The following is a 24,038-nucleotide window of genomic DNA, read 5'->3' as shown; positions in this document are numbered from 1 at the left end:
AAGGGCGAAATAGCGCTGCCGTGAGCAATTCACTCATTCACACTTTCGCTTATTCCATAATGCGCCTGTATTTCGTTGGCCAGTTGCTGCATGGTGGTACGTAAGGTATCGGGCTGTTCAATCGTTATGGATCGGCCAAACATCAGCAGCCAACGGGCGAGTCCTTCGGGGTAGGGCGTCTGAAAATGCAACCGAACAGAATCGCCAAGGTCATCTTCCCGCTGAAAACCAAAGCTGTATTTTTCGCCTGACATATAACGACCTACTGATTTGGGCAACGTAATCGTTACGTCCGTTACAGGCATGTCGACTCCCAATCGATCGAGATATTCCTGAAGTGATAATCGCTCCCGACGGGCGAATCGTTGGCCTGTATCAGTCAGTTGGCGAATGCGGTCGATGCGGAAATCGCGATAATCCTGACGCGTTCGGCAAAACGCAATTAGATGCCAGCTCAAGCGATAATGATACAGCCCAACAGGTTCAACTTCGCGTCGGGTTTCGGCATCTTTGTACAGCGAATGGTAGAGAAGTTCCAGTACGTGGTTTTGGGCAATAGCATGCTGAATATGACTCAATAAATCGTCGGAATACGGTTGCTGGAAACGGGGTTTCGCTACGTTGATATGCGCGTCGAGATTATCCAGGTGTTCCTGATCGACCTTTTTTAGTACAGATTTGATCTTGAAAAGTGCCGACTCGAATTCGGTACGTACTGATTCATCAGCCCATTGGTCGATTAATTTGCCGCCTAACAGTAAGGCACTGGCTTCGGCCGTGGAGAACATAACGGGCGGCAGATGGTAGTCCGTCAGAAAATAACCTAAACCTGCCTCCGCGCCGATAGGAACGCCCGCTTCCTCAAGCGACCGAACATCCCGATACACCGTTCGCAGGCTGATTTTGAAGCGGTTGGCTAGTTCCTGAGCGCGAACAACCCGTTTGGTTTGCAGGTGAATCAGAATAGCGGTCAGGCGGTCAAGGCGATTCATAAACAGGATAAAGAAGAACGTGCCGCAAATTACAACGGTAGAGTTGAACAAGCAGTCCTTTTTTTACGTAGAACGTGTAACAGCCTATCTGACGTAGTGAATATAACGTATCAACGAACCCCTTTTTATGAAGATTCTCTTAGTTGAAGACGAAGAAAGGTTGGCTTCGTTTATCCGTAAAGGCATGTCGGCCGAGGGCTACGAAGTCGAAATTGCTTATGATGGACGTACCGGCCTGTCACTGTTCCGACAGGGTGTGTATGACATCATCATATTAGACGTTAATCTGCCGCAGATGAACGGTTTTGAACTGTGTCAGTTGATTCGCTCTGAAAACGAGGGTGTTCCTGTACTGATGCTAACCGCGCTGGACAGTCTGGCCGACAAATCGGATGGCTTTAACGCTGGTGCCGACGATTATCTGGCCAAACCATTTGAGTTTCAGGAATTACTGTTGCGTGTCCGAGCGTTGACCCGTCGGAACAGCCCCAAGCATACGCAGATACTCCGGCTGGCTGATTTAGAGCTGAATCTGGGTACGCAAACTGTAACCCGCGCTGGCAAACGTATTGAATTAACTACCCGCGAGTATGCTCTGATGGAATACCTAATGCTGAATCGGGGAAAAATCATTTCCCGTGTTGATATCAGCGAACGGGTCTGGAACCTGAATTTTGATAGTAATACAAACGTTATCGACGTGTATATCAGCTACCTGCGAAAGAAAATCGACAAGGGTTTTACCCCCAAGTTACTCCATACCATGGTGGGAATGGGATATGTTCTTCGTGAAGGCTGAAAAATATGTATGAAGTATGATATAAAATGTATGTTCGACAAAAGGACGTAGCATCCCATACATCATATATCATACATTTTACATCATACATCATACATCCTTACCATGCTCATTCGGAATCGGATAACCATCATTTTCACGCTGCTGGCTACAGCCATTCAGATCACGCTGTCGTTGCTGGTCTGGTATTTTTATTCACTTTATCGGCAGGAGGAATTTTATAGCAGGTTGCTCTCGAAAGCTCGTGTGGCTGGGCGGGTGTTAATTTCCCGACGGCATCTGCACGATAACTTTTTTAAAAATATGGTACGTACCGATTTGCTCACCATTGTGGAAGAGCAGATCAGCATTTATGATGACCGTCACAATCTGGTATTTACGAACCGAAACTTAAAAGAGTCGGACTATTATAAAGAAAAAATTCCCTTGATGGACACTACGTCGTTGTCTCAATTCAGAAGTGGTCATCTCGAATCGATCTCGTTGCCTTACCGCGACCGGGGGCAATTGTTTTACATTTTTGCATCGGGTTACGACCGAATCGGTCTGGCCAAACTTGGTACGTTGCAGCAGATTCTGCTGCTGGCCAATCTGTTAGGTTTTGCGTTGATTGTATTGGCAGGATGGTACTTTTCTGGTCGGGTGCTGAAACCTATTTCTCAGATTGTGGATGAGGTAGAGCAGATTACGGCTACACACCTGCACAAACGGGTAAATGAAGGTAATCGCCGGGATGAAATTGCCCAGCTTGCCATGACGTTTAATCAGATGCTGTTTCGGCTGGAAGACGCGTTTGTTTCCCAACGTAGCTTTGTTTCGCACGCATCGCACGAGCTACGTACCCCGCTCACTAATACGTTAGGAACGCTGGAAACATCATTACGTTACGACCAGAATCCGGTCGACTGGCGCGATAGTATGGAAGTAGCCGTGGACGAGCTCAAGAAAGTGATCGCGCTGACGAACGGTTTACTGGGTTTAGCCAAAGTGACAGATGGGGCCGTTGCGCTGACCACAATTCAGGTAGATGATTGTCTGCTCAACGCGATCAGTCAGGTGCAGACGAAATATCCGGGCCGTAACCTGCCGCTCCAATTTAAGACAGGCTCAGAAGAAACTTTTACTGTAAAAGGAAATGCTACGTTGCTCACGACGGCTTTTCTGAACGTACTGGATAACGCCTGTAAATATTCGAGTGAAGCGGTTTCGATACAACTGCAGGCGAAGGGCGACCAGATCACTGTGAACGTATCGGATCAGGGACGAGGGATTGCCGAGGCCGATGTTGTGCACATACTCGATCCGCTTTACCGGGGGAAAAACGTAGAAGGTGTGCCTGGCTACGGTATCGGCCTGACCGTAACGCAAAAAATCATTGACCTGCATCAGGGCGTTATCCAGATCATCTCCAATCTGAACCAGGGCACTCTGGTTACCATCAGCTTACCTAGTCAAACTTAAGACGGAACTTTTATAACGGTAATCTGTAGTTTCTGACGATCTCCTCGTTTTGCGACTTAACGCGTTGAAAACGGTATTTAGGGTTGATACTACGTTGCTTATTCATTTAGAGTGGCACAGACCTGGCGACTGTTCTAGCTTTGCTGAACGTCTAACAGCTTAGTAAACAACGATTCGCTATGCGTGTGCTCATTGCTTCTATCGTATTTTTTACGAATATTCACTGTTTGTTGGCCCAAACGTTTCCGGATAGTCGAACCGATGGGAAGTATTATACCGTCAATGGGGCGAAAATCTGGACGGTCAGTTTTGGGAAAGGTGATCCCTTGTTCATTATCCCGGGAGGGCCGGGTGGTGCGCATCCGGGTTTAAGAAGATTTGATACGTTGCATTCTAGTTGCACCCTCGTTTATTTTGACGCTTTCGGCAGAGGAAAGTCGGATACGGCTAAAGACGTGAAAGAATATAGCTTAAAACGAGATATTGAGGACATTGAAGGATTGCGAAAAGCAATGGGTTTTACCAAAATAAATGTTCTCGGACATTCGTATGGCACTGTGGTCGCACAGGGGTATGCGCTGCAATATCCCGATCGGGTGAGTCATTTGCTGCTGTCTGCTCCTTGTCATAGTAATGCCATGTGGCAGGAAAATGACGACAATTATAACAAGGAAATAAGGACGAACTATCCTGAAGTCTGGGATACATTGATGGTCGTCCGCAAACAGGGATATCAATCCAGCGATCCGGTACATCAGGCAATCTATTCGCGCATACCCTACGAGTTTATGTACGCCTACAATCCTACGTATTTCAATACGCCACGAAACTATGCGTACCCCAATAAATACAACACGAAACTGTATTATCAAATGGTGGGTAATGATGGTGATTTTACCGTTGGCAATGACATTGGAAACTTTGATTATAGACCGGTCTTGAAAAATCTGAAAATGCCCATACTCATTATGACGGGACGGTTTGATCGGGTGGCAGTTCCCTGGATGGCGGTGCAGTATAAAGAATTTTGCCCCCAGGCGCAATTTGTGCTGTTTGAACGTAGTGGCCACAATACGTTCGTTGAAGAGCCCGCAAAAACCTTTAAGCTCATCCGTGAATTTTTAAGCAAATAACACACTGATCTTAATGTTAAGCCATTCCTTAATTATGGCTTAAAGGTTATTAGGGATATGTCAGGGTACAGTTGAAAGAATAAGCAATATATAATTTTCTATAGAGTTTCTGTGATAAATACTTTTTATAGTAGATTGCACTCAACTGTTTTCATGTTTTCATTCACGATTAATTAACTCAAATTATCTAACCTTTATGAAAAATTTTTTACCTTATTTCTTACTTACTAGCGGATTATTATTTACTCTGAAATTTACAAGTTATGCAAATGGCTTACCTATAGGACAGGTTATTTCCTCTCCTTCTGCTGATACGTGTCCTTCTATATTCAGTTTTACAGTTTCGAGCAGCAATACGGCAGTTGTCTCCAACGCTTCGCCTACAGCCACTACCCTAAACTTATGCCACGGCGGTCAAATGGTAGTAAGCATGTTAACTTCCGACGGATCAACGGCTAATCTACGCTTTATTGAGCAAATGAACTCGGACGGAAATGTAGCGTTTGAAGGTATACCAGTACCAGCACAACGGACACCGACAGACGTAGGGATTGAATATTTCAACCGTACTTATGGTGCTTATACGTTGCTCAATCTAAACACTCCTGGAACTCTGCGCGAAACATTTACGCCTTATATTGATCTCAACAATGACCGGCAATTTAATCCTGAAACCGAATGTCTCGGACAACCCGCTACGTTTATCTATAATGTCAATACAATGCTTCCTCCGAACCAAACTGTCATTTATTCTGTCAAAACAGGCATTTGGAATGATCCCAGTGTTTGGTATTGTGGCCGAATTCCGCAGATTTCGGACTTTGTTCAGGTAAAGCATGTGGTGACAATTCCAACCAGTTACCAGGCTACGGCAATGCAAATTACATTTGATGCCAGTCGACGACTCCTTTTCAATATGGATAGTAGCGTTCGATTGGGTCAATAATCATTAAAGCTTTTTCGTTAATAACCGGCGCAGGTGAAATAATTAGCGCTTTCTAACCAGACCAATGCGGTCTGGTTTTTTAATTTTAATCCGTTTATAATAAGATTTAAGGATGTGGTTTATCTCAGCCCCAAATAGCTAATATATTGCCTCTTTAGGGTAAAAAATAGTATTATATTTATAATAAAGCCTCTTTACAGTATTGCAATGAACCTGGTTATAGACTTTTCTAATATCTTCTAATCTGCTTCTCATGTCGTTTTAATGTCTTGGTATTTGCTTTGGAGCAAAGCAACATGACATTAAGCTATGCAACGCCGGAGTTACCCCTTGATTTTGCTCTATGGCTTTGGACTGGCACTAGCGCTTTCACTGGCGTTTAATGGATTTCTGCTGTATGAAAAGAGCCGACACTTGATCGTTTACGAAGACGAGTTAGGCAACGTAATACATCCGGCAGACCAGGCAATTTGGCAACAACGGCTTTCCGATTGCCAGCGCGATAATCTAATGAAAGATAGTCTAATACGTCGGTTTGAACCAGTTACTAATGCACCGCCAGATCAGGCAGTTATCGTTCAGCATCCCCCGTCAAAATAATAGATTTCAAACTACAAACCCCCTTGGTGGCTACCATACTACGTTGTGACAACCAACCATAAACAGATCATGAAAAAAGGCCTCGTACTCATACTGGTGAGCGTTTGTGCCTTACTAGGCAACACAAGCTGCTCACATCACGAAGAAGAGAAGGAAGAAGAAGCTAAGTTTCAGGTTACCAGTCCGTTAGTGAGAGATACGACCATTACGAACCAGTACGTATGTCAGGTTCATTCTATCCAGCATATTGAATTAAGAGCACTGGAGAAGGGCTATCTACAGAAAATTTATGTAGATGAAGGCCAATATGTTCGGAAAGGGCAACTTATGTTCCAGATTTTGCCCATTCAATATCAGGCCGAACTGCAAAAAGCAGAAGCTGAAGCCAATTTTGTTGGTGTTGAATTTAAAAACACAAAAGCGCTGGCCGATAGTAACATCGTTTCGAAAAACGAATTGGCGCTTGCGAAAGCAAAACTTGACAAAGCAAACGCTGAAGTGTCTTTGGCAAAGGTTCACTTAGGTTTTACCGAAGTGAGAGCGCCTTTCGACGGCATTATGGATCACTTTCAAGTGCGGTTGGGTAGCCTTGTCAACGAGGGTGATCTGCTTACTACGTTGTCGGACAACAGCAAAATGTGGGTGTACTTCAACGTACCGGAAGCTGAGTACCTGAATTATAAGACTCACGCCCAACAGGAAAACCTGAACAATGTAAACCTGCTGATGGCTAATAATCAGGTGTTTCCGCATCCGGGCGTAGTGCAAACAATTGAGGCTGACTTCAATAACGAAACCGGTAACATCGCCTTCCGTGCTACGTTCCCCAATCCTAAAAGTCTCTTACGCCACGGCGAAACGGGTAACATCCAGATGACATTGCCGCTTCGGAACGCCATGATTATACCGCAGAAAGCTACGTTTGAAGTGCTCGATAAAAAGTATGTATACGTACTGGACAAAGAAAATAAAGTTCGGTCGAGAGAGATCAAATTGGCTGCGGAATTGCCTCACATTTTTGTGGTTAAATCGGGTCTGAACAAAGATGATAAGATCCTTCTGGAAGGCTTACGTCAGGTTCGCGAAAATCAGAAAATAGCCTACAAATACAATGAACCCGCTTCTGTGATCTCGAATTTGAGCCTGTATGCCGAGTAACTCAACCCGTTTAAAAACCAGGAGATATGTTTAGTAAATTCATACGCAGACCTGTATTCGCTATTGTCATATCGGTCATGATCGTCTTTATCGGTGTGCTGGCTATCAGGCAATTGCCTATTTCTCAGTTTCCGGATATTGCCCCTACGACCGTTAATATTTTTATTGCCTATCCCGGTTCCAGCGCCGACGTACTGGTGAAATCTACCCTTATTACGTTGGAACAGGCCATAAACGGGGTTCAGGATATGCGTTATATTGCTACTGACGCAACCAGCGCCGGTGAAGCTACTCTACGTATCATTTTTGAACCCGGAACCGACCCGAACGACGCCGTTATCAGGGTGAAAACAAGGGTGGACCAGGTAATGCCGCTTTTGCCAGAACTGGTTCAACGTGAGGGGGTTATCATTACGCCTATTCAGCCCAGTATGTTGATGTACGTCAACCTCTATTCAAAGAATGAGAGCATTGACGAAAAATTTCTGTTCAACTACGCTACCGTTAAAATGATCCCTGAAATTCAGCGGACCAGAGGGGTAGCGCGGGCGCAAATACTAGGTAGTCGCCGTTATGCAATGCGCGTCTGGCTAAACCCTGACCGCATGCGGGCCTATAATATTTCGGTAGAAGAAGTGATGAAGGCGTTGGGCGAGCAAAGTATCATCGGTCGTCCTGGCCGGATCGGTCAAAGTTCCGGTATCGCAGCTCAATCGCTGGAATACGTACTGACGTATAAAGGACGTTATAACGAGCCGAAAGAATATGAGAGTATCATTATCCGAGCCAATGCCGAGGGTGAAAGTATCCACTTGAGGGATATCGCCAAAGTTGAATTAGGTAGTGAATTCTTTGATATTTATTCCAACCTCGATGGTCATGCTTCGGCAGCGATCGTGCTACGTCAAAACTATGGTAGTAACGCCAGTGAGGTAATTGACGAAGTAAAAAAGAAGCTCGACGTAATGAAAAGTTCCTTTCCTCCGGGGATGGACTATAAAATCAGTTACGACGTATCGCAGTTTCTGGATGCCTCTATCGAACAGGTTATTCACACGCTACGTGACGCGTTTTTGCTTGTTGCTCTGGTGGTGTTCATCTTCCTGGGCGACTGGCGCTCTACGTTAATTCCGATTCTGGCGGTTCCGGTATCGTTGGTTGGGGCGTTTTTTGTGATTCAGGCGTTTGGGCTTTCCATCAACTTAATTACACTTTTTGCGCTGGTACTGGCTATCGGTATTGTGGTCGATGATGCCATTGTGGTGGTGGAAGCCGTGCACGCCAAGATGGAAGAAGAGCCGCATATTACGCCCTTTGGTGCGGTACGGAAAGTGCTTGGTGAAATCAGCGGTGCCATTATTGCCATTACGTTGGTGATGGTGTCAGTATTCCTGCCCATCTCGTTCATGTCGGGGCCGGTTGGTACGTTCTATCGGCAATTCTCGATTACGATGGCAAGTTCCATCGTGATTTCCGCCCTGATCGCTCTGACGCTTACGCCTGTATTGTGTGCCATGCTGTTAAAAAATCATCATGGACACGAGCGCAAGAAAAACTTCCTGTCAAGAGGAATCGATAGTTTCAACCGGGGTTTCGATAAAATGACCGGGCGCTACGTTGGCTTGCTGAAATTAATCGTCAACCGTAGAGTTGTTACGTTCATTGTCTTAGCTGCTTTCTGCGCCGGTATCGTTTACGAGAATCAGGTTTTGCCAGCGGGCTTTATCCCGAACGAAGACCAGAGTACGATTTACGCGATCATACAGACGCCCCCAGGCTCTACGTTGGAAAAAACAAACCAGGTTTCGCGACACCTTCAGAAAATATGTGAAGAGGTGCCAGGAATTGAGTCGATTTCTTCGCTGGCTGGCTATGAAATCATGACGGAAGGCCGGGGTTCAAATGCTGGTACGTGTCTGATCAACCTGAAACCCTGGTCGGAGCGGGATAAGAACGTGAAAGAGATCATGGAAGAGCTGGAGGTGAAATCGAAAGATCTCGGAGCCACGGTCGAATTCTTCGAGCCACCAGCCATTCCAGGATTTGGTACGTCGGGTGGTTTCTCAATGCGTTTGTTGGACAAAACATCTGATACTGATTATCAGGAGTTTGATAAAATCCAGAAGGAGTTCATGGATAATCTGGCGAAGCGGAAAGAGCTGACGGGCTTGTTCTCTTTCTTTGCTGCGAACTATCCGCAATACGAGCTGGAGATTGATAATCAGCTGGCCATGCAGAAGGGCGTGTCTATCGGCAAAGCGATGGATAACCTCAACATCATGATCGGTAGTACGTACGAACAAGGGTTTATTAAGTTCAACCAGTTCTTTAAAGTGTATGTACAATCTGACCCAAGTTTCCGTAGACTTCCGTCTGATCTGTTGAAGCTTTTCGTGAAAAACGAAGCGGGTGAAATGGTGCCTTACTCGTCGTTCATGAAGCTGAAAAAAGGACAAGGGCCGAACGAGATTACCCGGTTCAACTTGTACAACTCGGCTGCTATTCAGGGGCTTCCCGCGAAAGGATTTACGACGGCTGATGCTATTGCCGCCATCCGGGAAGTAGCCGCCAAGACACTGCCACGTGGATACGACATCGCGTTCGAAGGTCTTTCTTACGACGAATCGATTCGGGGCAATGAGTCGCTGTACGTGTTCCTGATTGTATTAGCCTTCGTTTATCTGGTATTAGCTGCTCAGTATGAGAGCTTTATCATTCCGTTAGCCGTTGTTTTTTCGCTGCCGGTTGGGGTATTTGGTTCGTTCCTGCTGCTCAAGCTGATGGGGCTGGAAAACAACATCTACGCCCAGATTGGTCTTATTATGCTGGTTGGTCTGTTGGGTAAAAACGCTGTACTGATCGTGGAATTTGCCGTTCAGAAACGCCAGCAGGGCGAAACGATTCTGAACGCAGCCATCGAAGGGGCCAGAGTTCGTTTCCGCCCGATCTTGATGACCTCATTCGCCTTCGTAGCCGGTTTGATACCACTGATTATTGCAACCGGTGCCGGTGCTATTGGTAACCGTACCATTGGTGCTTCAGCGATGGGCGGCATGTTATTCGGAACCGTTTTTGGAGTCATTATCATCCCTGGATTGTACTACATATTTGGTAATCTGGCAGATGGCCGACAACTGATTAAAGGTGAAGAAGACGATTCGTTAACCGATAGCCTGGTTCATTCAGTAGACCATTTTCCGCAACCTGAAGAAAGCGAAGTCAATGACTAAAAAATTAATAGCGAACGGGTTAGGGATAATAGTTATTACCCTAATGAGTGTCAGCTGTAGTGTACCCCGGCTGATTCAGAAAACCGAAAATAGAGCAGTGCCTGCGAGTTATAACAACTCGCAGGACTCAACCAATAGTGCAAAAACGGCATGGCGGGCGTATTTCACCGACCCTAATCTGATAACTCTGATTGATACGGCTTTACGTAACAATCAGGAGTTAAATATTACGTTGCAGGAAATTCAGATTTCCAGTAACGAAGTATTGGCCCGGACGGGGGAATATCAACCGTTTGTTACGTTAGGTGGCGGAAGTGGCGCTGAAAAAGTATCTCGCTACACCAGTAAAGGGGCCGCGGATGAGATGTCGGAAATCAAACCCGGTAAGCCTACGCCAACCATTTTGCCCAATTCGTATTTTGGGGCCTTCGCCAGCTGGGAAGTCGACATCTGGCACAAACTGCGGAATGCGAAGAAATCGGCTGTTCTCAACTACTTAAGTTCTGTTGAGGGGCGGAATTTCCAGGTTATCAATCTGGTTTCCGAAATTTCTACTTCGTATTATGAGTTGATGTCGCTTGATAATCAGTTGACTATAATACAGCAGAACCTTGTAATTCTGAATAATGCCCTGTCCATTATCAAGCAAGAGAAGGAAGCGGCCAAAGTAACGGAACTGGCAGTACGTCGGTTTGAGGCCGAAGTGTACAAAACACAGAGCCTTCAGTACGAAATTCAGCAGCGGATTGTTGAGACAGAAAACCGGATTAATTTCCTGGTTGGTCGGTTTCCGCAACCTGTTCAGCGTGATTCTCAGAATTTCGGCACCTTAATACCTGCTAAAGTTCAGGCTGGCGTACCTACTCAATTACTGGAAAATCGACCGGATGTTAGACAGGCTGAATTACGGCTGCAGGCTTCCAAAATCGATGTGACCGTAGCGAGAGCCAATTTCTACCCGTCGCTACGTCTTACGGCCGAGTTAGGTGTGATGGCCTACAATCCAATCTATTTGGCAAATCTGCCCGAATCATTATTTGCGTCTTTGTTAGGTGATTTAACTGGACCACTGGTCAATAAAAACGCTATCACGGCTACTTACAAAAGTGCCAGCGCCAAACAGATTCAGGCTGTTTACGATTACGAGCGGACGGTGCTACGTGCCTACATCGAAGTGGTTAATCAGTTGTCGAACATGGATAACCTGGAAAAAAAGTACAATACGAAGAACAGCCAGGTGCAGGCACTTACCCAGTCGAGCAGCATATCGGTTAAGTTATTTACTTCAGCCAGAGCCGATTATATGGAAGTTCTGCTGACCCAGCGCGACGTACTAGATGCCAGAATGGAGCTACTCGAAACTCGGATGCAGCAGTTGAACGCAGTTGTCAATACGTACCGCGCCTTGGGTGGCGGCTGGCGATAAGTAAGAAACGCTACGTTGCTGATATTGAAAACGCTCACTGATTAATAGTGGGCGTTTTTTATATAGGTTCGACAAACGGTTTATAATCCTCAAATTCCCATTGAGCAATCCTGCCAATTTTTTCGGCTACTTTTTCCCAGGAATCTTCTTCAATCGAACGAACGTAGTTATTAATTATATCCAGAATCTCATTGAAATCATACTGAAATACAACCAGATAATGACGTAGCAGAACAGCCGACTGGTTAGGATGCGTTCGCTGAATATACTTCGGCGTAGCCACCATGAGCTGAAAATTATTGGCTCCTTCTTGCCCCTCAATCCCGATGGTCAGATTAAGTGGAAAGCCAAAATCGTCATGAACTTCAGGTTGATAGTCGAAGAAATCAATAACATCAGACGAGTCGCAGCTTACAATAATTGGTTTCATAGATGTTGAGCGTTAATACAAAATACGCTGATCGTGTTGAACAACTACCCTTATTTTTACGTAGTGAGAATAACAAATAAACGAACATAATGGAATCTTCCAGCATTCAGCACAACTCACAACGACACCGATTCGAATTAGAAACCGATGGCAAACTTTCCATTGTGGCTTACCACAAAGTAGATGACGATACGTTAGCGCTAACGCACACCGAAGTAGACCCCAGCCTGGAGGGGCGTGGTATTGGTTCGAAGCTTGTAGATGGCGTACTGCACTATATTGAAGATCACAACCTTAAAATCGTACCACTCTGCCCGTTCGTTTCCGCTTACCTAAAACGGCATCCCGACTGGAACCGGGTGGTTTCTACTACGTATTCGGTTAATGATTTTTAGAGAGTTGGTAATTTTCGAGGCTGCGGAGGGTGAACGGGCGAAATCCGGTCACCTTTTCGTATCCAGCGCCATAGGTCGGTAACTATCGCAGGGTAGATCGTAACGCCTATGCTGTAATAGGTGCCGTTAAAGTTCTGATCGATAGCCGTCTGAAAAACGGAAAGTCGGTAACCCAACTGCGCACTCAGGCCAACCCAGCGGGTGGCTCGCCATTGGGCATAAGCACCTGCCTGCAAGGGAACAAAAAAATCACGGCGGCTCCGGTCTCTCGGCGTTTCTTCCCGAAGATTTAGCGGAATGGCGTTGGCCACTCCACCGCCCAGCTCGACGGGAATACTGACTTGCCACTTTTGATTATTGGTGATGTTGAACCAGTACAAAAGGCTCATAAACCACATATCGGTGCGGGTATAATAATCCAGATTGATACGTCGGGAGGCTGCTCGGCTCCAGTTGATCAGGCGCAGATACGTAGCGTAGCTAATCCAGTAATACCCGAGCGTAATCTGGTGTCGTTTCAGGCCAAATTGAATACCGGCGTTTACACCCCAAACGTTGACGTGTTGCTGTTCAAGAAATGAATCGCGAAAATCAAGGTTGAAGGCAGGGGACAGCTTCGGCCGTTTTAGACGTGCCGAGTCGGTCGGTATTAACGTATCACTGCTGGCAATCAGTAAATTGCAGGCTATAAGAAAGGCAGCAACCATAGTGCCTTACTAACTGAAAAATGGGGTACTGGGTTAAAAAAATTGATTGATTAGCTGCTCAGCCATTCCTGAAAACTACCAGCCCGCGTTTTAACGAAACTGTGGACAATTCCCAGTACTACGTTTATCAATAGGCCGCTCGCTAAAATGGACGTTTTGCCAAGGAGACTTGGAGAACCGAAAGCGATAAAAAATGTAGCTATCCAGGTAATTACCATGCTGATAGCAATTAGTGTTTGTAGAATTTTATTCATGTAATACTGATTCTGAAGTCTTTTCTGCTCGTAATTGCTTCGTTGTTTTACGCGACCCATCATGACTCCAACCCGGCGGTCCGAAAATGTAACCGATAGCTGCACCGAAAGAACCCGCCCGACGGACATCCCGCCCAATAGCCGCCCATTCGTGAAAGGCAATACGTACCGGATTAAACGTATTGATATTCGTCGTTAGTCCGTACGTCGGCCGCTTATGTTCGTCCTGGAACGTACCGAAAAGACGGTCCCAGATGATGAGTATACCCGCGTGATTTTTATCCAGATAATCCAGATCGGAACCATGGTGCACCCGGTGGTGCGAGGGGGTATTGAAGATAAATTCGATGGGAGACGGAAATTTGTTGATGTGCTCTGTATGAATCCAGAACTGATACAACAGACTGATTGACTGCATGGTCATGACGGCCACTGGCGAAAATCCAATCAAGGGAAGCCATATCCAGAAAACAAATGCTCCTGAAATATTACCCGTCCAGGTCTGACGTAGCGCCGTGCCAAGATTATATTTCATTGACGAGTGGTGCACTACGTGCGATGCCCAGAAATATCGGCTGCTGTGACTGATTCGATGAAACCAGTAATAGCTAAAATCGTCGGCAAAAAATAAGATTACCCACGCCCACCATTGGGTCATGTCGACGGTAAACAGCCGAAATTTATACACCAACGAATAGGTACCAAAAACAATTAGTTTCCCGACAAACCCGATGATAACGTTGCCAATACCCATCGATAGACTGCTGGCCGTGTCTTTGGCGTCGTAATAATCTTTCTGCTGTTTAGCCGTTACAATGACTTCAGCAACCAACAGAATGACAAAACCCGGAATGGCGTACTGAATCAAATCCCTCATACTTTTTCTGACTTTTATGCAAGTTAAGGAATAAAGAGTGATGATCCTGCTACCGCCTATTCTCGTATTCTTGTATCAGCAGCCTCGTAGCTTATTTCGCCCAGCCTTGGGAACGACTAATACGTACAAGCTCAACAATACTGTTGATCCCTAACTTCAAATAAATGTTTTTACGATGGCTTTTTACAGTTTCAAAGGCGATGGATAGATCATCGGCAATCTGCTCGGCGGTTTTCCCGGAAACCAGCCCCTGAATAACCTCTTTTTCGCGCCGGGACAGCATGGCGCCTTTTACAAAATCGTCGGATGAATCGGGTAATTTCTGGAGTTTGGGATCGAAGAAATAGTTGCCTGCCAATACGGAATGAATTCCCTGAATGAGCACTTCCGAAGGCGAATCTTTCAACAAGTACCCTTCTAAGCCAAGTGCTTTTGCTTCAGCTACAAAATGAACATGGTTGTACATTGTAACTAGAATGATTCGTAAGCTCGGTACAGTCTGACGAATGATACGTGCCGCTTCCAATCCGTTGAGATTCGGCAAATTAATGTCAAGAAGCAGTAACTCAGGATTGTGTCTCTGGATTGCATAGGTTAGGTCAGAACCATCGAAAACCTGCCAGATTGGTCCAAAAATAGGACGTAACATGCTGACAACAGCGTCATTAAACATGCGATGGTCATCGGCGATCAGAATACTTACCTGAGACGTACTCATAAGGAATCTCAATAAGGGTGGTCGTACCCTGCTCGCTGGTATCGGTGTGCCAGCGAGCATTTAGATAATTGACCCTTGAAGATATATTTTTCAATCCGATTCCGGTCGATCTTCCTGCATTTTCTGTGATCTTATGTCCAACACCATCATCGTCAACTTCCAGGCTTATACCATCGGTATGAAATAATAATTGCACTAAAACCTGCTGAGCCTGAGCATGTTTGTGAACATTATGAATCAGTTCTGACAAAATTCGATACGCGTTCAATTCAATTTCAGGTGAAAGGCGCCTGGGTTCGCCAAACGTAGCAAACTGGAATCGTGTGTCGTTCAACGAACGTACCAGTTGCTGTACGCTCTCAACCAAGCCAAGTCGCTCAAAGTCTGGTGGCATCAGGTTATGAGCAATGCTACGTACCTTATCACCGGCCTGGGCTGAAATGGCTTGAATGTCAGCCACTTTGTCCTGTAGCTCTGCTAATGTCTTTGCGTAGAGACTTTGGGTAAGCTGGTGATTAATGGTGGCAATAACACCTCCAAGGTCATCGTGTAAATCGGCGGCAATACGTTGACGCTCAGCATCCTGAGCGGTTATGATTTCACGTTCTGCACGACTTAATTGGATCAGGGTGGCTTCTCGCTCACGGATCAATTGCTGAATAGTGCCGATTCCCAACACGATAATCTCGAATAATGGGGCGTAGTAACGGAGGTAATAATGCCAGTCCTGCGTAGTAATGAGGTCGGCACTATCCAGCACGCGAACCACCACAATAAACAAAAACGGTGCAATCGCGACCATATACGAGCGGGCTTCATAACTCCCTGCAACCAGGCAGACGAGCAGGTAAACGAATGTAAAACCAGCGGTAAAGCCCGTTAGAATCAGCGCTATATCGGCATTACGTTCCTGAAAAGGCGTTAAAAGCACGTATAAAAACCAGCAAATCTGTATACCAATGACGGAATAGCAGGCACATTTAAGCCACGGAATCGGTTTAGGGAGTCGTTTGTAGACGTATTGCTGGGTGAAAAGCAGGTTAGCGATATAGCTCATCGAAACGCCCAGCGCATAGCCTTTTATCTGATTAAACGGCTCGGGTGCGTAATGAGCCATCATACCTTCGATATTCAGATTATAAATTGCCGTCCCGAAAGCCTGAATAGCGTAATAGAGCCAGATAACATTCCTCGATGTCAAAAACAATAACAAACCAGCCGTCGCAATAAAGAGAAGTATAATGGCGGGTAGCAGCAAGACCGTAGTTTCAGTGGCATGATAATATTCGTAGGCAGGTTTCTCCCAGATTCGGATGGGTGTAATTAACGTACCACTACGTTCCTGCGCTTTTATGAACACTCGTGCTGACTGATGCGCCTGAAGATGAAGCGGAAAGGCAAAATAGCGTGAGGGGATTTCCCGATCCCAGAGCGGGATATGCCAGCTGTCATGTTCTATTTTCTTAGTGATTTTTTGCCCATCCAGTACGTAAAAACTCATTTCATCGGCATACACGATGTCAACTTCCAGTATAAACTGGCGGACGCTGTTGGTCGTGTTTTGGCAAGTAAATGTGAGCCAATGTACAAGCCCATCTGTACCAAAATTAGGCTGATGTGAGCCTACCGGTTTAAACTTGTTCAGATCGAGTTGATTAATAGTGCGGGTGCCAAGAGAGTCGGTGAAAGCCATCAGACAGTCCGACACATATGAGCCGGTAGTAAGGCTGTCTAAATAAACACAAGGTTGCGCCCGGCTATGGAAAACGAGTAATGAAAATAAAAGACCTAGAATAAGCCTTCGCATACGGGTTGGTTTTAGTACCACAAAAGAAAGCAGATTCTTAGATAAAAAAATCCCCCTTTAGGGGGATTGTCTGTCAATCATTAGAAGGCGAATTTTGTATTGATAAAGCATTATCCACACAACTGAAAGATTAATTTGACGAACTCTGTACGACTTATTAGACATTCTATCCACACCATTTTTGTATCGTCGTCAAGTAGGAGTTATCTAGGTAAGTGAAGATAGTAGCTCCGTAAAGCATAAAAAGCCGTGCCTGTTCTAGTTGGCGCGGCTTTTTTTTACCTAATTGATGGTATTATTGCTTCACAAATTCGACACGGCGGTTCTTGGCTTTTCCCTCGAACGTAGCATTATCGGCAATGGGTTTTGTTTTGCCATACCCCTTGGTAGTGAGTCTGTTACTGTCAATACCCATTGATACAAGCTGCGACTTAACAGTGTTAGATCGAGCTTCTGAAAGCTTCAGGTTGCTAGCGTCGTCACCGTCTGAATCGGTGTGGCCGCTAATTTCAACCTTCAGACTAGGGTTAGCAGTCAAGGCATTCACAATGGCGTTGATTTCGCCCATCGACTGTGGTTTCAATGTCGCTTTATTCACGTCGAACAGGATGCCGTGCGAAACGTATTTCCCATCTGTAAAGGCTTTGCTGATCAAATTCATACCGCCCCCGGCAGCCAGCTTAAAATTGCGGAACATCATGTTCTTGCCATCGCTGGCATCGCCACCGACTAACAGCGAAGTGGCTTTAAAAATAACTTCAGGTACGACCAGCACTCGGTACTGATCGCAGTAAATTTTCACCTGGTTATCTTGCACAGCAATAGCGTAGTGGTGCCACTTATTAAGGTAATTTTCGGCTGCAATAGCTTTAGGGTATTCGCCATTCAGTTTAGTATTAGGACCATCAAACACCGAATAATCACGGTTTGATCTAATACTCACAACGGGTTCTGCGCCATTCAAAAATTGAATGTAAATGCCTTCGTTACTGTCGTAGGACTCATCGAGATAACTGTCGAATTCAGCGGTAAAGTTTTTGGGTAAATAGGCTGGTGTTTTTAACCGAGGAGCCACTTTGGTATAATATTTAGTTATAAAGAAAGCTTTTTCGTCGCCCGCTTTATTAACAACCGCTTGTCCCTCAATGAGTTTCCAATGTAGATCGAATTCCCCTAACGGAGAATCGGCCAGATCATCGGCAAAAATAATTTTGTCGCCAGCCACAAAGTCGTAATTCTGATACGCTTTGATGTCCTGAGCCAGGCAGGGGAGAGGAAGCAGGAGAAGGCCTGCCAGAAAGTGTTTCATGAAGAAATAGGAATAGGCTTGATAAGTTGTGAATGGAATGAACAACTGAACGTAGCAACACGTATCTTATCGATAAACCCAAATGGTAAAATAGGCTCATAATGATGTAGTTAAGCATCGCTCGCCCGCAAAAGAATGTATTCGTTTTACCAGTACTATTAATTCTTGATTAAAAAAAGGCGAGACTGCTACGTAGCAGTCTCGCCTTTTTAGTTATTGGTATATAATTAATGAACTATCGGTTCATTGAAATGAGGAACTCTTCGTTTGTACGGGTGCCTTTCATACGATCGAGCAGGAAATCCATCGTTTCCATTGGATTCATATCGGCCATGTGTTTACGAAGAATCCAGACACGTTGCAGCGTTTCTTTGTCCAGCAACAAATCTTCACGACGTGTTCCGGATGACAGTACGTCGACAGCCGGATAAATTCGCTTGTTGGCTAGTTTTCGGTCGAGCTGAAGCTCCATATTACCGGTTCCTTTGAATTCTTCGAAAATCACTTCGTCCATTTTCGAACCTGTGTCGATCAGAGCGGTAGCAATAATTGTCAGCGAACCGCCATTCTCTACGTTCCGAGCGGCACCGAAGAATCGCTTGGGTCGGTGCAAAGCGTTGGCATCTACACCGCCCGATAGAATTTTACCCGAGGAGGGAACAACAGTATTGTAAGCACGTGCCAGACGTGTAATGGAGTCGAGCAGAATTACTACGTCGTGACCACATTCAACCATCCGTTTGGCTTTTTCCAACACCATACTCGAAACTTTTACGTGCCGGTCGGCCTGCTCATCGAACGTAGAAGAAATCACTTCAGCATTTACACTACGTGCCATGTCGGTCACCTCTTCCGGACGTTCGTCAATCAGCAACACAATCAGGTAAACTTCGGGATGGTTTTGCGTGATGGCATTGGCTATCTCCTTAAGTAGTACCGTTTTACCCGTTTTAGGCTGGGCCACAATCATCCCACGCTGGCCTTTCCCGATAGGGGCGAACAGGTCCAAAACGCGCGATGAATAGTTTTCAGGACGGTTGCTCAACCGAAGATGTTCGTCGGGGAAAAGCGGAGTCAGGTATTCAAACGGAATCCGATCACGAATTTCTTCCGTCGTTTTCCCATTTACGGTCGAAACACGTAGCAGGGCAAAATATTTTTCACCTTCTTTCGGTGGGCGAATGGCTCCACGTACCGTATCACCTGTTTTCAGGCCAAACAGTTTAATCTGCGAAGGCGATACGTAAATATCGTCGGGGCTGGCCAGGTAGTTATAATCAGCCGAACGAAGGAACCCGTATCCGCCATCCTGCATAATTTCCAGTACGCCCTCATTATCAATAATGCCGTCGAACTCCCGGATGTGCTGATTATACTGTCGACGGATGCGATTCTGGTATTCCTGCGCTTCACGAGAAGGACCGGTTAGATTAGGCTGACCGGCCTGATTCGTTTCGGGTTGACCGGGTTGCACAGGCTGATTTTCAGGATTTTCCTGCGCTTCAACCGCCGGCTGAGTTACATTTACAGGAGCGTTTGTAGGCTCAATATTTGGAGCTGTGTCGGCCGAAATAACGGTTGGCGTCAGAAACTCGTCATCGTGATGTGCGCCAAAATTTAGCGTTAGCTCATCATTTGCCACACGTTGGGTACGAGGCCGCTGATCCCTGCGCTGATTATTATCCCGCTGACCGCCGTCGCGTGGCCCAGTATCGCGTTGGCCGCCTTCACGGTTGGGCTCAAATCGTTGCCGATTGTTGTCGCGTTGACCATTTCCATCAGGTCGTGAAGGACGTGACTGGTTATAATCAGGCCGCCCGTTCCGTTCGTTGCGTGGAGAACCGGGGCGGAAATTCCGGTCGTTCGATGGTGTATTAGAATCCCCCGAATTTGTTTGACCACCATCACGGCCATTATCGTTCCGGTTACGGAGTTGTTGGTTGTTTGGCCGTGGCTCATCGATACGGGAGCGCGGCATACGAGGCTGTTGTTCCGGCGTTTCGGTTGGCAACGTACTAGGTTCAGACGAAGTAACCACTGGCTCAGACGTAGCAATAACTTCAGGCTCTGGCGTTAGCACGACAGGCTCATCAACGGGAGTTGGTGCTACGTCGGTAGTTTCAACGGCTTTCGGAGCAGTTTCCCGGCGGGTACGACCACGAGGTTTCGGTGTTTCCGAAGCTTCCGGCGTTATATCAACTGGTGGGCTTACCGGTGTAGGCGTTTCAATGACGGCTTCGGTTGTTTTCGTGCGACGACCTTTGCGCGGAGTTTCGACAACGGGAGCCGTTTCTTCCGGTCCGGGTCGAAGCGCCTGTTCGCCTAAAATTTTCAGAATAAGTTTTTCTTTTGTGTATTTAGCTGTGTCGCGAATACCAAATTCAGCGGCAATTGGTTGAAGCTCCGAGAGGAGTTTCATACTTAAATCTTCCTTGTTATACATAGAGGTCAGGTTAGCGATAAACCTTTAAAGGACCGTTGGAGCGGTAAGGATGGAAATTGGGACTTGTTGAAATAAGAAAAGACTGTTTTGATTGACTGGCGGAAAATCAGGTAGTACAGCGGTCCATCAAGTAGGAACACTGAGTGGTTAATAAAATTAACCTTCACAGATTCAGGTAATTACGTAGTGAAAAAAGAACCAAAATTTTAAACTGGGATGATTTTATGATTCCGAACCTAATGTTCTGGTGGGGCCAGACAGGCCGGTTGTCAAACTAATTAGAAAACGACGATGCGATGTTGCGCTGGTCTGCCGTAGGTATTACTGCTGAATATGAGTTACGGCTTTCAAAAAGCACTACCTGCCGCGCTAGCTTGATGGAAACAAATGTACTAGTTTGTTCCGGTTTTGTCAAGATAACGTTATTGTTAGGCAAATGTTTCCCCAATCAGCTTAAATTAATAAACACTTTTCAGAGATAAACTTGCCTGCCAAGTTCCGGTGTACGACCCGTCAGTCACTAATACATATACAAATAACAGGCCCGAACTGTTTCTGTCGTTAAAAAAACTTAATTCGCCACAGATTTACAAATTTTGTGGCCGAAATCAACGTTGGCTGTTCAAGTATTCATGGAATTGGAACGCAAATCTCCCACTGCTACGTCATCACCGCTGAATCTGGTGATCGACTGGGGAAATTCGAGTTTGAAAATAGGTTGGTTCGATGGAGCAACCCTGCTGGAAACAAAACGATACGTGTCTATTGATACGTTATTCGCTGATATAAAGCAACGTAGCGTGAAGCAGGTGATTGTGTCGTCGACAAGCCGCCCCGCTGAAGAAATTCGTACTCAGCTAACGGATTTGCAGGCCGCTATTCTGATACTGAATTCGCAAACGGCCGTGCCCATACGAAAGGCTTACGATACGCCCGCTACGTTAGGGGCAGATCGGGTGGCAGCAGCAGTCGGGGCCGTTACTTTATTTCCAGGCGAACCGTGTCTGGTGCTAGATTTGGGTACTTGTTTAACCGCCGATTTTGTTGACGCCGATGCTACGTTTCAGGGTGGACTGATTTCGCCGGGGGTACGGATGCGCTTTCGGGCGATGCATGAGCAGACTGCTCGTTTGCCAATGATTGAGGTAACGAGTACAGACGTAGCAGCGGATTGGCCAGTTGTGATAGCCAGGAATACGCGGCAGGCAATGGAGAGCGGTGTTCTCAATGGGATGCTGTTTGAACTGAATGGACTCATAGAATACTATCGGTCAACGTGGCCAAGCGTAGTGGTTTTGGTGTGTGGGGGTGATGCTTCGTTTTTTGAAAGTCGTCTGAAACCCCCGATATTTGTAGTTCCCGAACTCGTGCTGATTGGGTTGAATCGAATTTTACGTCATAATGTTGAGAATTTACAGACAGGTACGCCAGATAATAAGTAGTAGTTTGCTGGCTGTTGCCGCAACATCGCCGGCAGTATGGGCGCAGAGTTTGGGTAACTCGCCCTATTCTGCTCTGGGAATTGGCGATACGTATAGCGAAGGTAACGTAACCAATATGGGTATGGGGGGCGTTGGTGTGAGTAACGCCAGCCCGTTTTACTTAAATCTTCAGAATCCAGCGTTATTAGCGCGTCGGTCGCGATTTACGGTTTTTGAAGTAGGACTAATAGCTCAATCGAAAGGCTTAAGTCAAAATATTAATAATGGCCGACAAAGTCAACGTAATTCAGGGGGGAACTTAGGCTATCTGGCATTGGCTTTCCCGGCCAATTCCCGCTGGAATATATCGTTGGGCCTGCGACCTTATACGTTCGTTAACTATAATACGCAACAAAAAGAGCTTGTTCCTGGCACTAACTTCTCGGCAGAATACAATTATAAAGGAGAAGGCGGGCTGAATAAAGCTACGCTTGGAAATGGTTTCCGTCTGACGAAAAATATCTACGCTGGTGTAGATGCTTCGTTTCTTTTCGGAAACATAACCCACTCATCCGACTCCCGCGCTTATATCAGTTCCGAAGATTTACGGGTGAATCGCCTGAGCCGGACAACATATAGCGATATCGTATGGCGTTTAGGAGCTGCCTGGCGCCCGAAACTAACCGAAGCCTGGACGCTGAACGTAGGTGCTACGTATGACCCACAGACACGTATCAACGCGCGTCAAACCGATATTTATCAGCAAACAACGCTGGCGGGCCAGGCCCTGGCAGCCCCGGATACCATTCGACTCAACTCGAATGGTCAGGTAACGTTGCCGCAACAGGCTCGCTTCGGCATTAGTCTGGAAAGAAACAATACGTTGGTATTTGGTGTTGACGTAGGGTTTCAGCAGTGGGGTCGCTACCGCACGGCCGACAATAAACCAGGAAATCTTGTTGATGCTATGAACATAGCCGCTGGTATCGAATACACACCTAAAGCCAGTTCCATGCGTTACCGTGATTTGATTACGTACCGAGCTGGTTTTCAGTATAATCAAATGCCTTATCGCGTCAACGGTTCCCAGATCACAGACATAAACGGCAGTATCGGTTTATCGTTACCATTGGGTGCTTATTTAGTCAACCACGTAACACTATCTATCGTTGGCGGCCAGCGTGGCGTCTTAACAGGAACACAAATTCGGGAACAGTACGTGCGATTTGCACTGGGCTTCTCCCTAAACGACTGGTGGTTCCGCAAGCAAGTGGTCGACTAAACAAGATTGTTGAATGATGAATGACGAATGCAATATAATTGCCCTAAAGAGTAAGAAGCTTCCTGTTTGGTTTCGTTGGACTTTTTATTGCTCATTAGTCATTTTTAATTATTTACTGCTTGCCTGCGAGGAACCCAAAAAAATTAAAAACGTCGCCCGGTACACTGGACCTATTGAAGAAATCAACGACGTAAAGCTGCTGTATAGCGAGAATGCTATGCTGAAAGTGAAGCTGACTACGGCCAAGCAGTATCGGTACGAAAACGACAATCGAAAATACCCTAAGCCTGTCAATATTGTATTTTATGGACCAACCGGCGATGAGGTAACTACGTTACGTTCTGATTCAGGCCGCTATGATCGGGTAAAAGATTTGTACACGGTAATGGGTAACGTAGTGGTTATCAATAAGCAGAAACAGGAAAAACTACTTACGCCTGAACTCACCTGGAACCCAGTTTCAAAAAAAGTATACACAGATAAGCGAGTGACCGTACTCAGTCAGCAGACCGGAGAGAAACTGTACGGCGTCGGGCTCGATGCCAATCAAGATTTTTCCCAATACTCTATCCGCAAGCCAACCGGAATTTTCAATATGGAAGGAGGAATTTAAGGAGCCTCCAACTGCTTGAGTGATAAGAGTCCCTTCA

The 24,038-nt window shown here is 46.0% G+C and carries 21 protein-coding genes; 12 read left to right on the top strand and 9 right to left on the bottom strand.

Going from position 1 to position 24,038, the window contains the following annotated elements; all coding sequences use genetic code 11:
• Nucleotides 1-29: 29 nt before the first annotated feature.
• Nucleotides 30-992, bottom strand: a complete 963-nt coding sequence (locus ACYVF1_RS11650) for a helix-turn-helix transcriptional regulator (RefSeq protein ID WP_461078812.1) — start codon at nt 990-992, stop codon at nt 30-32.
• 127 nt (nt 993-1,119) lie between these two features.
• Between ACYVF1_RS11650 and ACYVF1_RS11645 the strand changes: the two genes are divergently transcribed.
• The 8 genes from ACYVF1_RS11645 (at nt 1,120) to ACYVF1_RS11610 (ending at nt 11,745) form a co-directional block, all read left to right on the top strand.
• Nucleotides 1,120-1,791, top strand: coding sequence for a response regulator (locus ACYVF1_RS11645; RefSeq protein ID WP_461078810.1), 672 nt, complete (start codon nt 1,120-1,122; stop codon nt 1,789-1,791).
• Nucleotides 1,792-1,896: 105 nt separating this feature from the next.
• The gene (locus ACYVF1_RS11640; protein WP_461078808.1) at nt 1,897-3,252 is read left to right on the top strand and encodes a sensor histidine kinase; all 1,356 of its coding nucleotides are present in this window, start codon (nt 1,897-1,899) and stop codon (nt 3,250-3,252) included.
• A gap of 179 nt (nt 3,253-3,431) precedes the next feature.
• Nucleotides 3,432-4,385, top strand: a complete 954-nt coding sequence (locus ACYVF1_RS11635) for an alpha/beta fold hydrolase (RefSeq protein ID WP_461078806.1) — start codon at nt 3,432-3,434, stop codon at nt 4,383-4,385.
• A gap of 196 nt (nt 4,386-4,581) precedes the next feature.
• Complete coding sequence (locus ACYVF1_RS11630) at nt 4,582-5,331, top strand: hypothetical protein (protein WP_461078804.1); 750 nt, start codon at nt 4,582-4,584, stop codon at nt 5,329-5,331.
• A gap of 309 nt (nt 5,332-5,640) precedes the next feature.
• On the top strand, nt 5,641-5,931 hold the full coding sequence (locus tag ACYVF1_RS11625) for a hypothetical protein (RefSeq protein ID WP_461078802.1): 291 nt from the start codon (nt 5,641-5,643) through the stop codon (nt 5,929-5,931).
• Nucleotides 5,932-6,000: 69 nt separating this feature from the next.
• Entirely contained in the window at nt 6,001-7,089 is a 1,089-nt protein-coding gene (locus ACYVF1_RS11620; RefSeq protein ID WP_461078800.1) for an efflux RND transporter periplasmic adaptor subunit, read from the top strand.
• A 26-nt stretch (nt 7,090-7,115) separates the two neighbouring features.
• Nucleotides 7,116-10,319: an efflux RND transporter permease subunit gene (locus ACYVF1_RS11615; RefSeq protein WP_461078798.1), complete on the top strand. Its 3,204-nt coding sequence runs from the start codon at nt 7,116-7,118 to the stop codon at nt 10,317-10,319.
• Entirely contained in the window at nt 10,312-11,745 is a 1,434-nt protein-coding gene (locus tag ACYVF1_RS11610) for a TolC family protein (RefSeq protein ID WP_461078796.1), read from the top strand. The genes ACYVF1_RS11615 and ACYVF1_RS11610 overlap by 8 nt, the downstream gene beginning before the upstream one ends.
• Nucleotides 11,746-11,803: 58 nt before the next feature.
• Here the strand turns inward: ACYVF1_RS11610 and ACYVF1_RS11605 are convergent, their stop codons facing one another.
• Nucleotides 11,804-12,175 (bottom strand): immunity 8 family protein, encoded by a 372-nt coding sequence (locus ACYVF1_RS11605; protein WP_461078794.1) that lies wholly within the window; start codon nt 12,173-12,175, stop codon nt 11,804-11,806.
• Nucleotides 12,176-12,264: 89 nt separating this feature from the next.
• Here ACYVF1_RS11605 and ACYVF1_RS11600 point away from each other — a divergent pair, with 89 nt between their 5' ends.
• The gene (locus ACYVF1_RS11600) at nt 12,265-12,570 is read left to right on the top strand and encodes a GNAT family N-acetyltransferase (RefSeq protein ID WP_461078792.1); all 306 of its coding nucleotides are present in this window, start codon (nt 12,265-12,267) and stop codon (nt 12,568-12,570) included.
• Here the strand turns inward: ACYVF1_RS11600 and ACYVF1_RS11595 are convergent.
• The 7 genes from ACYVF1_RS11595 to rho form a co-directional block, all read right to left on the bottom strand.
• The gene (locus ACYVF1_RS11595; RefSeq protein ID WP_461078790.1) at nt 12,567-13,277 is read right to left on the bottom strand and encodes a hypothetical protein; all 711 of its coding nucleotides are present in this window, start codon (nt 13,275-13,277) and stop codon (nt 12,567-12,569) included. The genes ACYVF1_RS11600 and ACYVF1_RS11595 overlap by 4 nt on opposite strands.
• A 50-nt stretch (nt 13,278-13,327) precedes the next feature.
• The gene (locus ACYVF1_RS11590) at nt 13,328-13,531 is read right to left on the bottom strand and encodes a hypothetical protein (protein ID WP_461078788.1); all 204 of its coding nucleotides are present in this window, start codon (nt 13,529-13,531) and stop codon (nt 13,328-13,330) included.
• A complete protein-coding gene (locus tag ACYVF1_RS11585) occupies nt 13,524-14,408 on the bottom strand; it encodes a sterol desaturase family protein (protein ID WP_461078786.1) in 885 nt (294 codons plus the stop codon). Before ACYVF1_RS11585 ends, ACYVF1_RS11590 begins: the two co-directional genes overlap by 8 nt.
• A 91-nt stretch (nt 14,409-14,499) precedes the next feature.
• Nucleotides 14,500-15,126, bottom strand: coding sequence for a response regulator (locus tag ACYVF1_RS11580; protein WP_461078784.1), 627 nt, complete (start codon nt 15,124-15,126; stop codon nt 14,500-14,502).
• The gene (locus ACYVF1_RS11575; protein ID WP_461078782.1) at nt 15,089-16,933 is read right to left on the bottom strand and encodes a sensor histidine kinase; all 1,845 of its coding nucleotides are present in this window, start codon (nt 16,931-16,933) and stop codon (nt 15,089-15,091) included. The genes ACYVF1_RS11580 and ACYVF1_RS11575 overlap by 38 nt, the downstream gene beginning before the upstream one ends.
• A gap of 295 nt (nt 16,934-17,228) precedes the next feature.
• Nucleotides 17,229-18,242 (bottom strand): OmpA family protein, encoded by a 1,014-nt coding sequence (locus ACYVF1_RS11570; protein WP_461078780.1) that lies wholly within the window; start codon nt 18,240-18,242, stop codon nt 17,229-17,231.
• Between the two features lie 235 nt (nt 18,243-18,477).
• Entirely contained in the window at nt 18,478-20,685 is a 2,208-nt protein-coding gene (gene rho / locus ACYVF1_RS11565; RefSeq protein ID WP_461078778.1) for a transcription termination factor Rho, read from the bottom strand.
• A gap of 632 nt (nt 20,686-21,317) precedes the next feature.
• Here rho and ACYVF1_RS11560 point away from each other — a divergent pair.
• The 3 genes from ACYVF1_RS11560 to lptC are packed head-to-tail and all read left to right on the top strand — an operon-like array spanning nt 21,318 to nt 24,001.
• Nucleotides 21,318-22,127, top strand: coding sequence for a type III pantothenate kinase (locus tag ACYVF1_RS11560; RefSeq protein ID WP_461078776.1), 810 nt, complete (start codon nt 21,318-21,320; stop codon nt 22,125-22,127).
• Nucleotides 22,087-23,388, top strand: a complete 1,302-nt coding sequence (locus ACYVF1_RS11555; RefSeq protein WP_461078774.1) for an OmpP1/FadL family transporter — start codon at nt 22,087-22,089, stop codon at nt 23,386-23,388. Before ACYVF1_RS11560 ends, ACYVF1_RS11555 begins: the two co-directional genes overlap by 41 nt.
• Nucleotides 23,389-23,401: 13 nt before the next feature.
• On the top strand, nt 23,402-24,001 hold the full coding sequence (lptC, locus tag ACYVF1_RS11550) for an LPS export ABC transporter periplasmic protein LptC (RefSeq protein ID WP_461078772.1): 600 nt from the start codon (nt 23,402-23,404) through the stop codon (nt 23,999-24,001).
• Nucleotides 24,002-24,038 lie beyond the last annotated feature (37 nt).

The sequence above is a fragment of the Spirosoma flavus genome (genome assembly GCF_054778555.1).
This window is presented reverse-complemented; position numbering and strand designations above follow the sequence as displayed.

Bases quoted from the DNA above. Each gene is read 5' to 3' on its own strand.
- ACYVF1_RS11590 (WP_461078788.1), bottom strand. From the start codon at position 13,531: ATGAATAAAATTCTACAAACACTAATTGCTATCAGCATGGTAATTACC.
- ACYVF1_RS11615 (WP_461078798.1), top strand. From the start codon at position 7,116: ATGTTTAGTAAATTCATACGCAGACCTGTATTCGCTATTGTCATATCG.
- ACYVF1_RS11625 (WP_461078802.1), top strand. From the start codon at position 5,641: ATGCAACGCCGGAGTTACCCCTTGATTTTGCTCTATGGCTTTGGACTG.
- ACYVF1_RS11595 (WP_461078790.1), bottom strand. From the start codon at position 13,277: ATGGTTGCTGCCTTTCTTATAGCCTGCAATTTACTGATTGCCAGCAGT.
- ACYVF1_RS11620 (WP_461078800.1), top strand. From the start codon at position 6,001: ATGAAAAAAGGCCTCGTACTCATACTGGTGAGCGTTTGTGCCTTACTA.
- ACYVF1_RS11570 (WP_461078780.1), bottom strand. From the start codon at position 18,242: ATGAAACACTTTCTGGCAGGCCTTCTCCTGCTTCCTCTCCCCTGCCTG.
- ACYVF1_RS11650 (WP_461078812.1), bottom strand. From the start codon at position 992: ATGAATCGCCTTGACCGCCTGACCGCTATTCTGATTCACCTGCAAACC.
- ACYVF1_RS11555 (WP_461078774.1), top strand. From the start codon at position 22,087: ATGTTGAGAATTTACAGACAGGTACGCCAGATAATAAGTAGTAGTTTG.
- ACYVF1_RS11605 (WP_461078794.1), bottom strand. From the start codon at position 12,175: ATGAAACCAATTATTGTAAGCTGCGACTCGTCTGATGTTATTGATTTC.
- ACYVF1_RS11580 (WP_461078784.1), bottom strand. From the start codon at position 15,126: ATGAGTACGTCTCAGGTAAGTATTCTGATCGCCGATGACCATCGCATG.
- ACYVF1_RS11575 (WP_461078782.1), bottom strand. From the start codon at position 16,933: ATGCGAAGGCTTATTCTAGGTCTTTTATTTTCATTACTCGTTTTCCAT.
- ACYVF1_RS11560 (WP_461078776.1), top strand. From the start codon at position 21,318: ATGGAATTGGAACGCAAATCTCCCACTGCTACGTCATCACCGCTGAAT.
- lptC (WP_461078772.1), top strand. From the start codon at position 23,402: ATGATGAATGACGAATGCAATATAATTGCCCTAAAGAGTAAGAAGCTT.
- ACYVF1_RS11600 (WP_461078792.1), top strand. From the start codon at position 12,265: ATGGAATCTTCCAGCATTCAGCACAACTCACAACGACACCGATTCGAA.
- ACYVF1_RS11585 (WP_461078786.1), bottom strand. From the start codon at position 14,408: ATGAGGGATTTGATTCAGTACGCCATTCCGGGTTTTGTCATTCTGTTG.
- rho (WP_461078778.1), bottom strand. From the start codon at position 20,685: ATGTATAACAAGGAAGATTTAAGTATGAAACTCCTCTCGGAGCTTCAA.
- ACYVF1_RS11645 (WP_461078810.1), top strand. From the start codon at position 1,120: ATGAAGATTCTCTTAGTTGAAGACGAAGAAAGGTTGGCTTCGTTTATC.
- ACYVF1_RS11610 (WP_461078796.1), top strand. From the start codon at position 10,312: ATGACTAAAAAATTAATAGCGAACGGGTTAGGGATAATAGTTATTACC.
- ACYVF1_RS11640 (WP_461078808.1), top strand. From the start codon at position 1,897: ATGCTCATTCGGAATCGGATAACCATCATTTTCACGCTGCTGGCTACA.
- ACYVF1_RS11635 (WP_461078806.1), top strand. From the start codon at position 3,432: ATGCGTGTGCTCATTGCTTCTATCGTATTTTTTACGAATATTCACTGT.
- ACYVF1_RS11630 (WP_461078804.1), top strand. From the start codon at position 4,582: ATGAAAAATTTTTTACCTTATTTCTTACTTACTAGCGGATTATTATTT.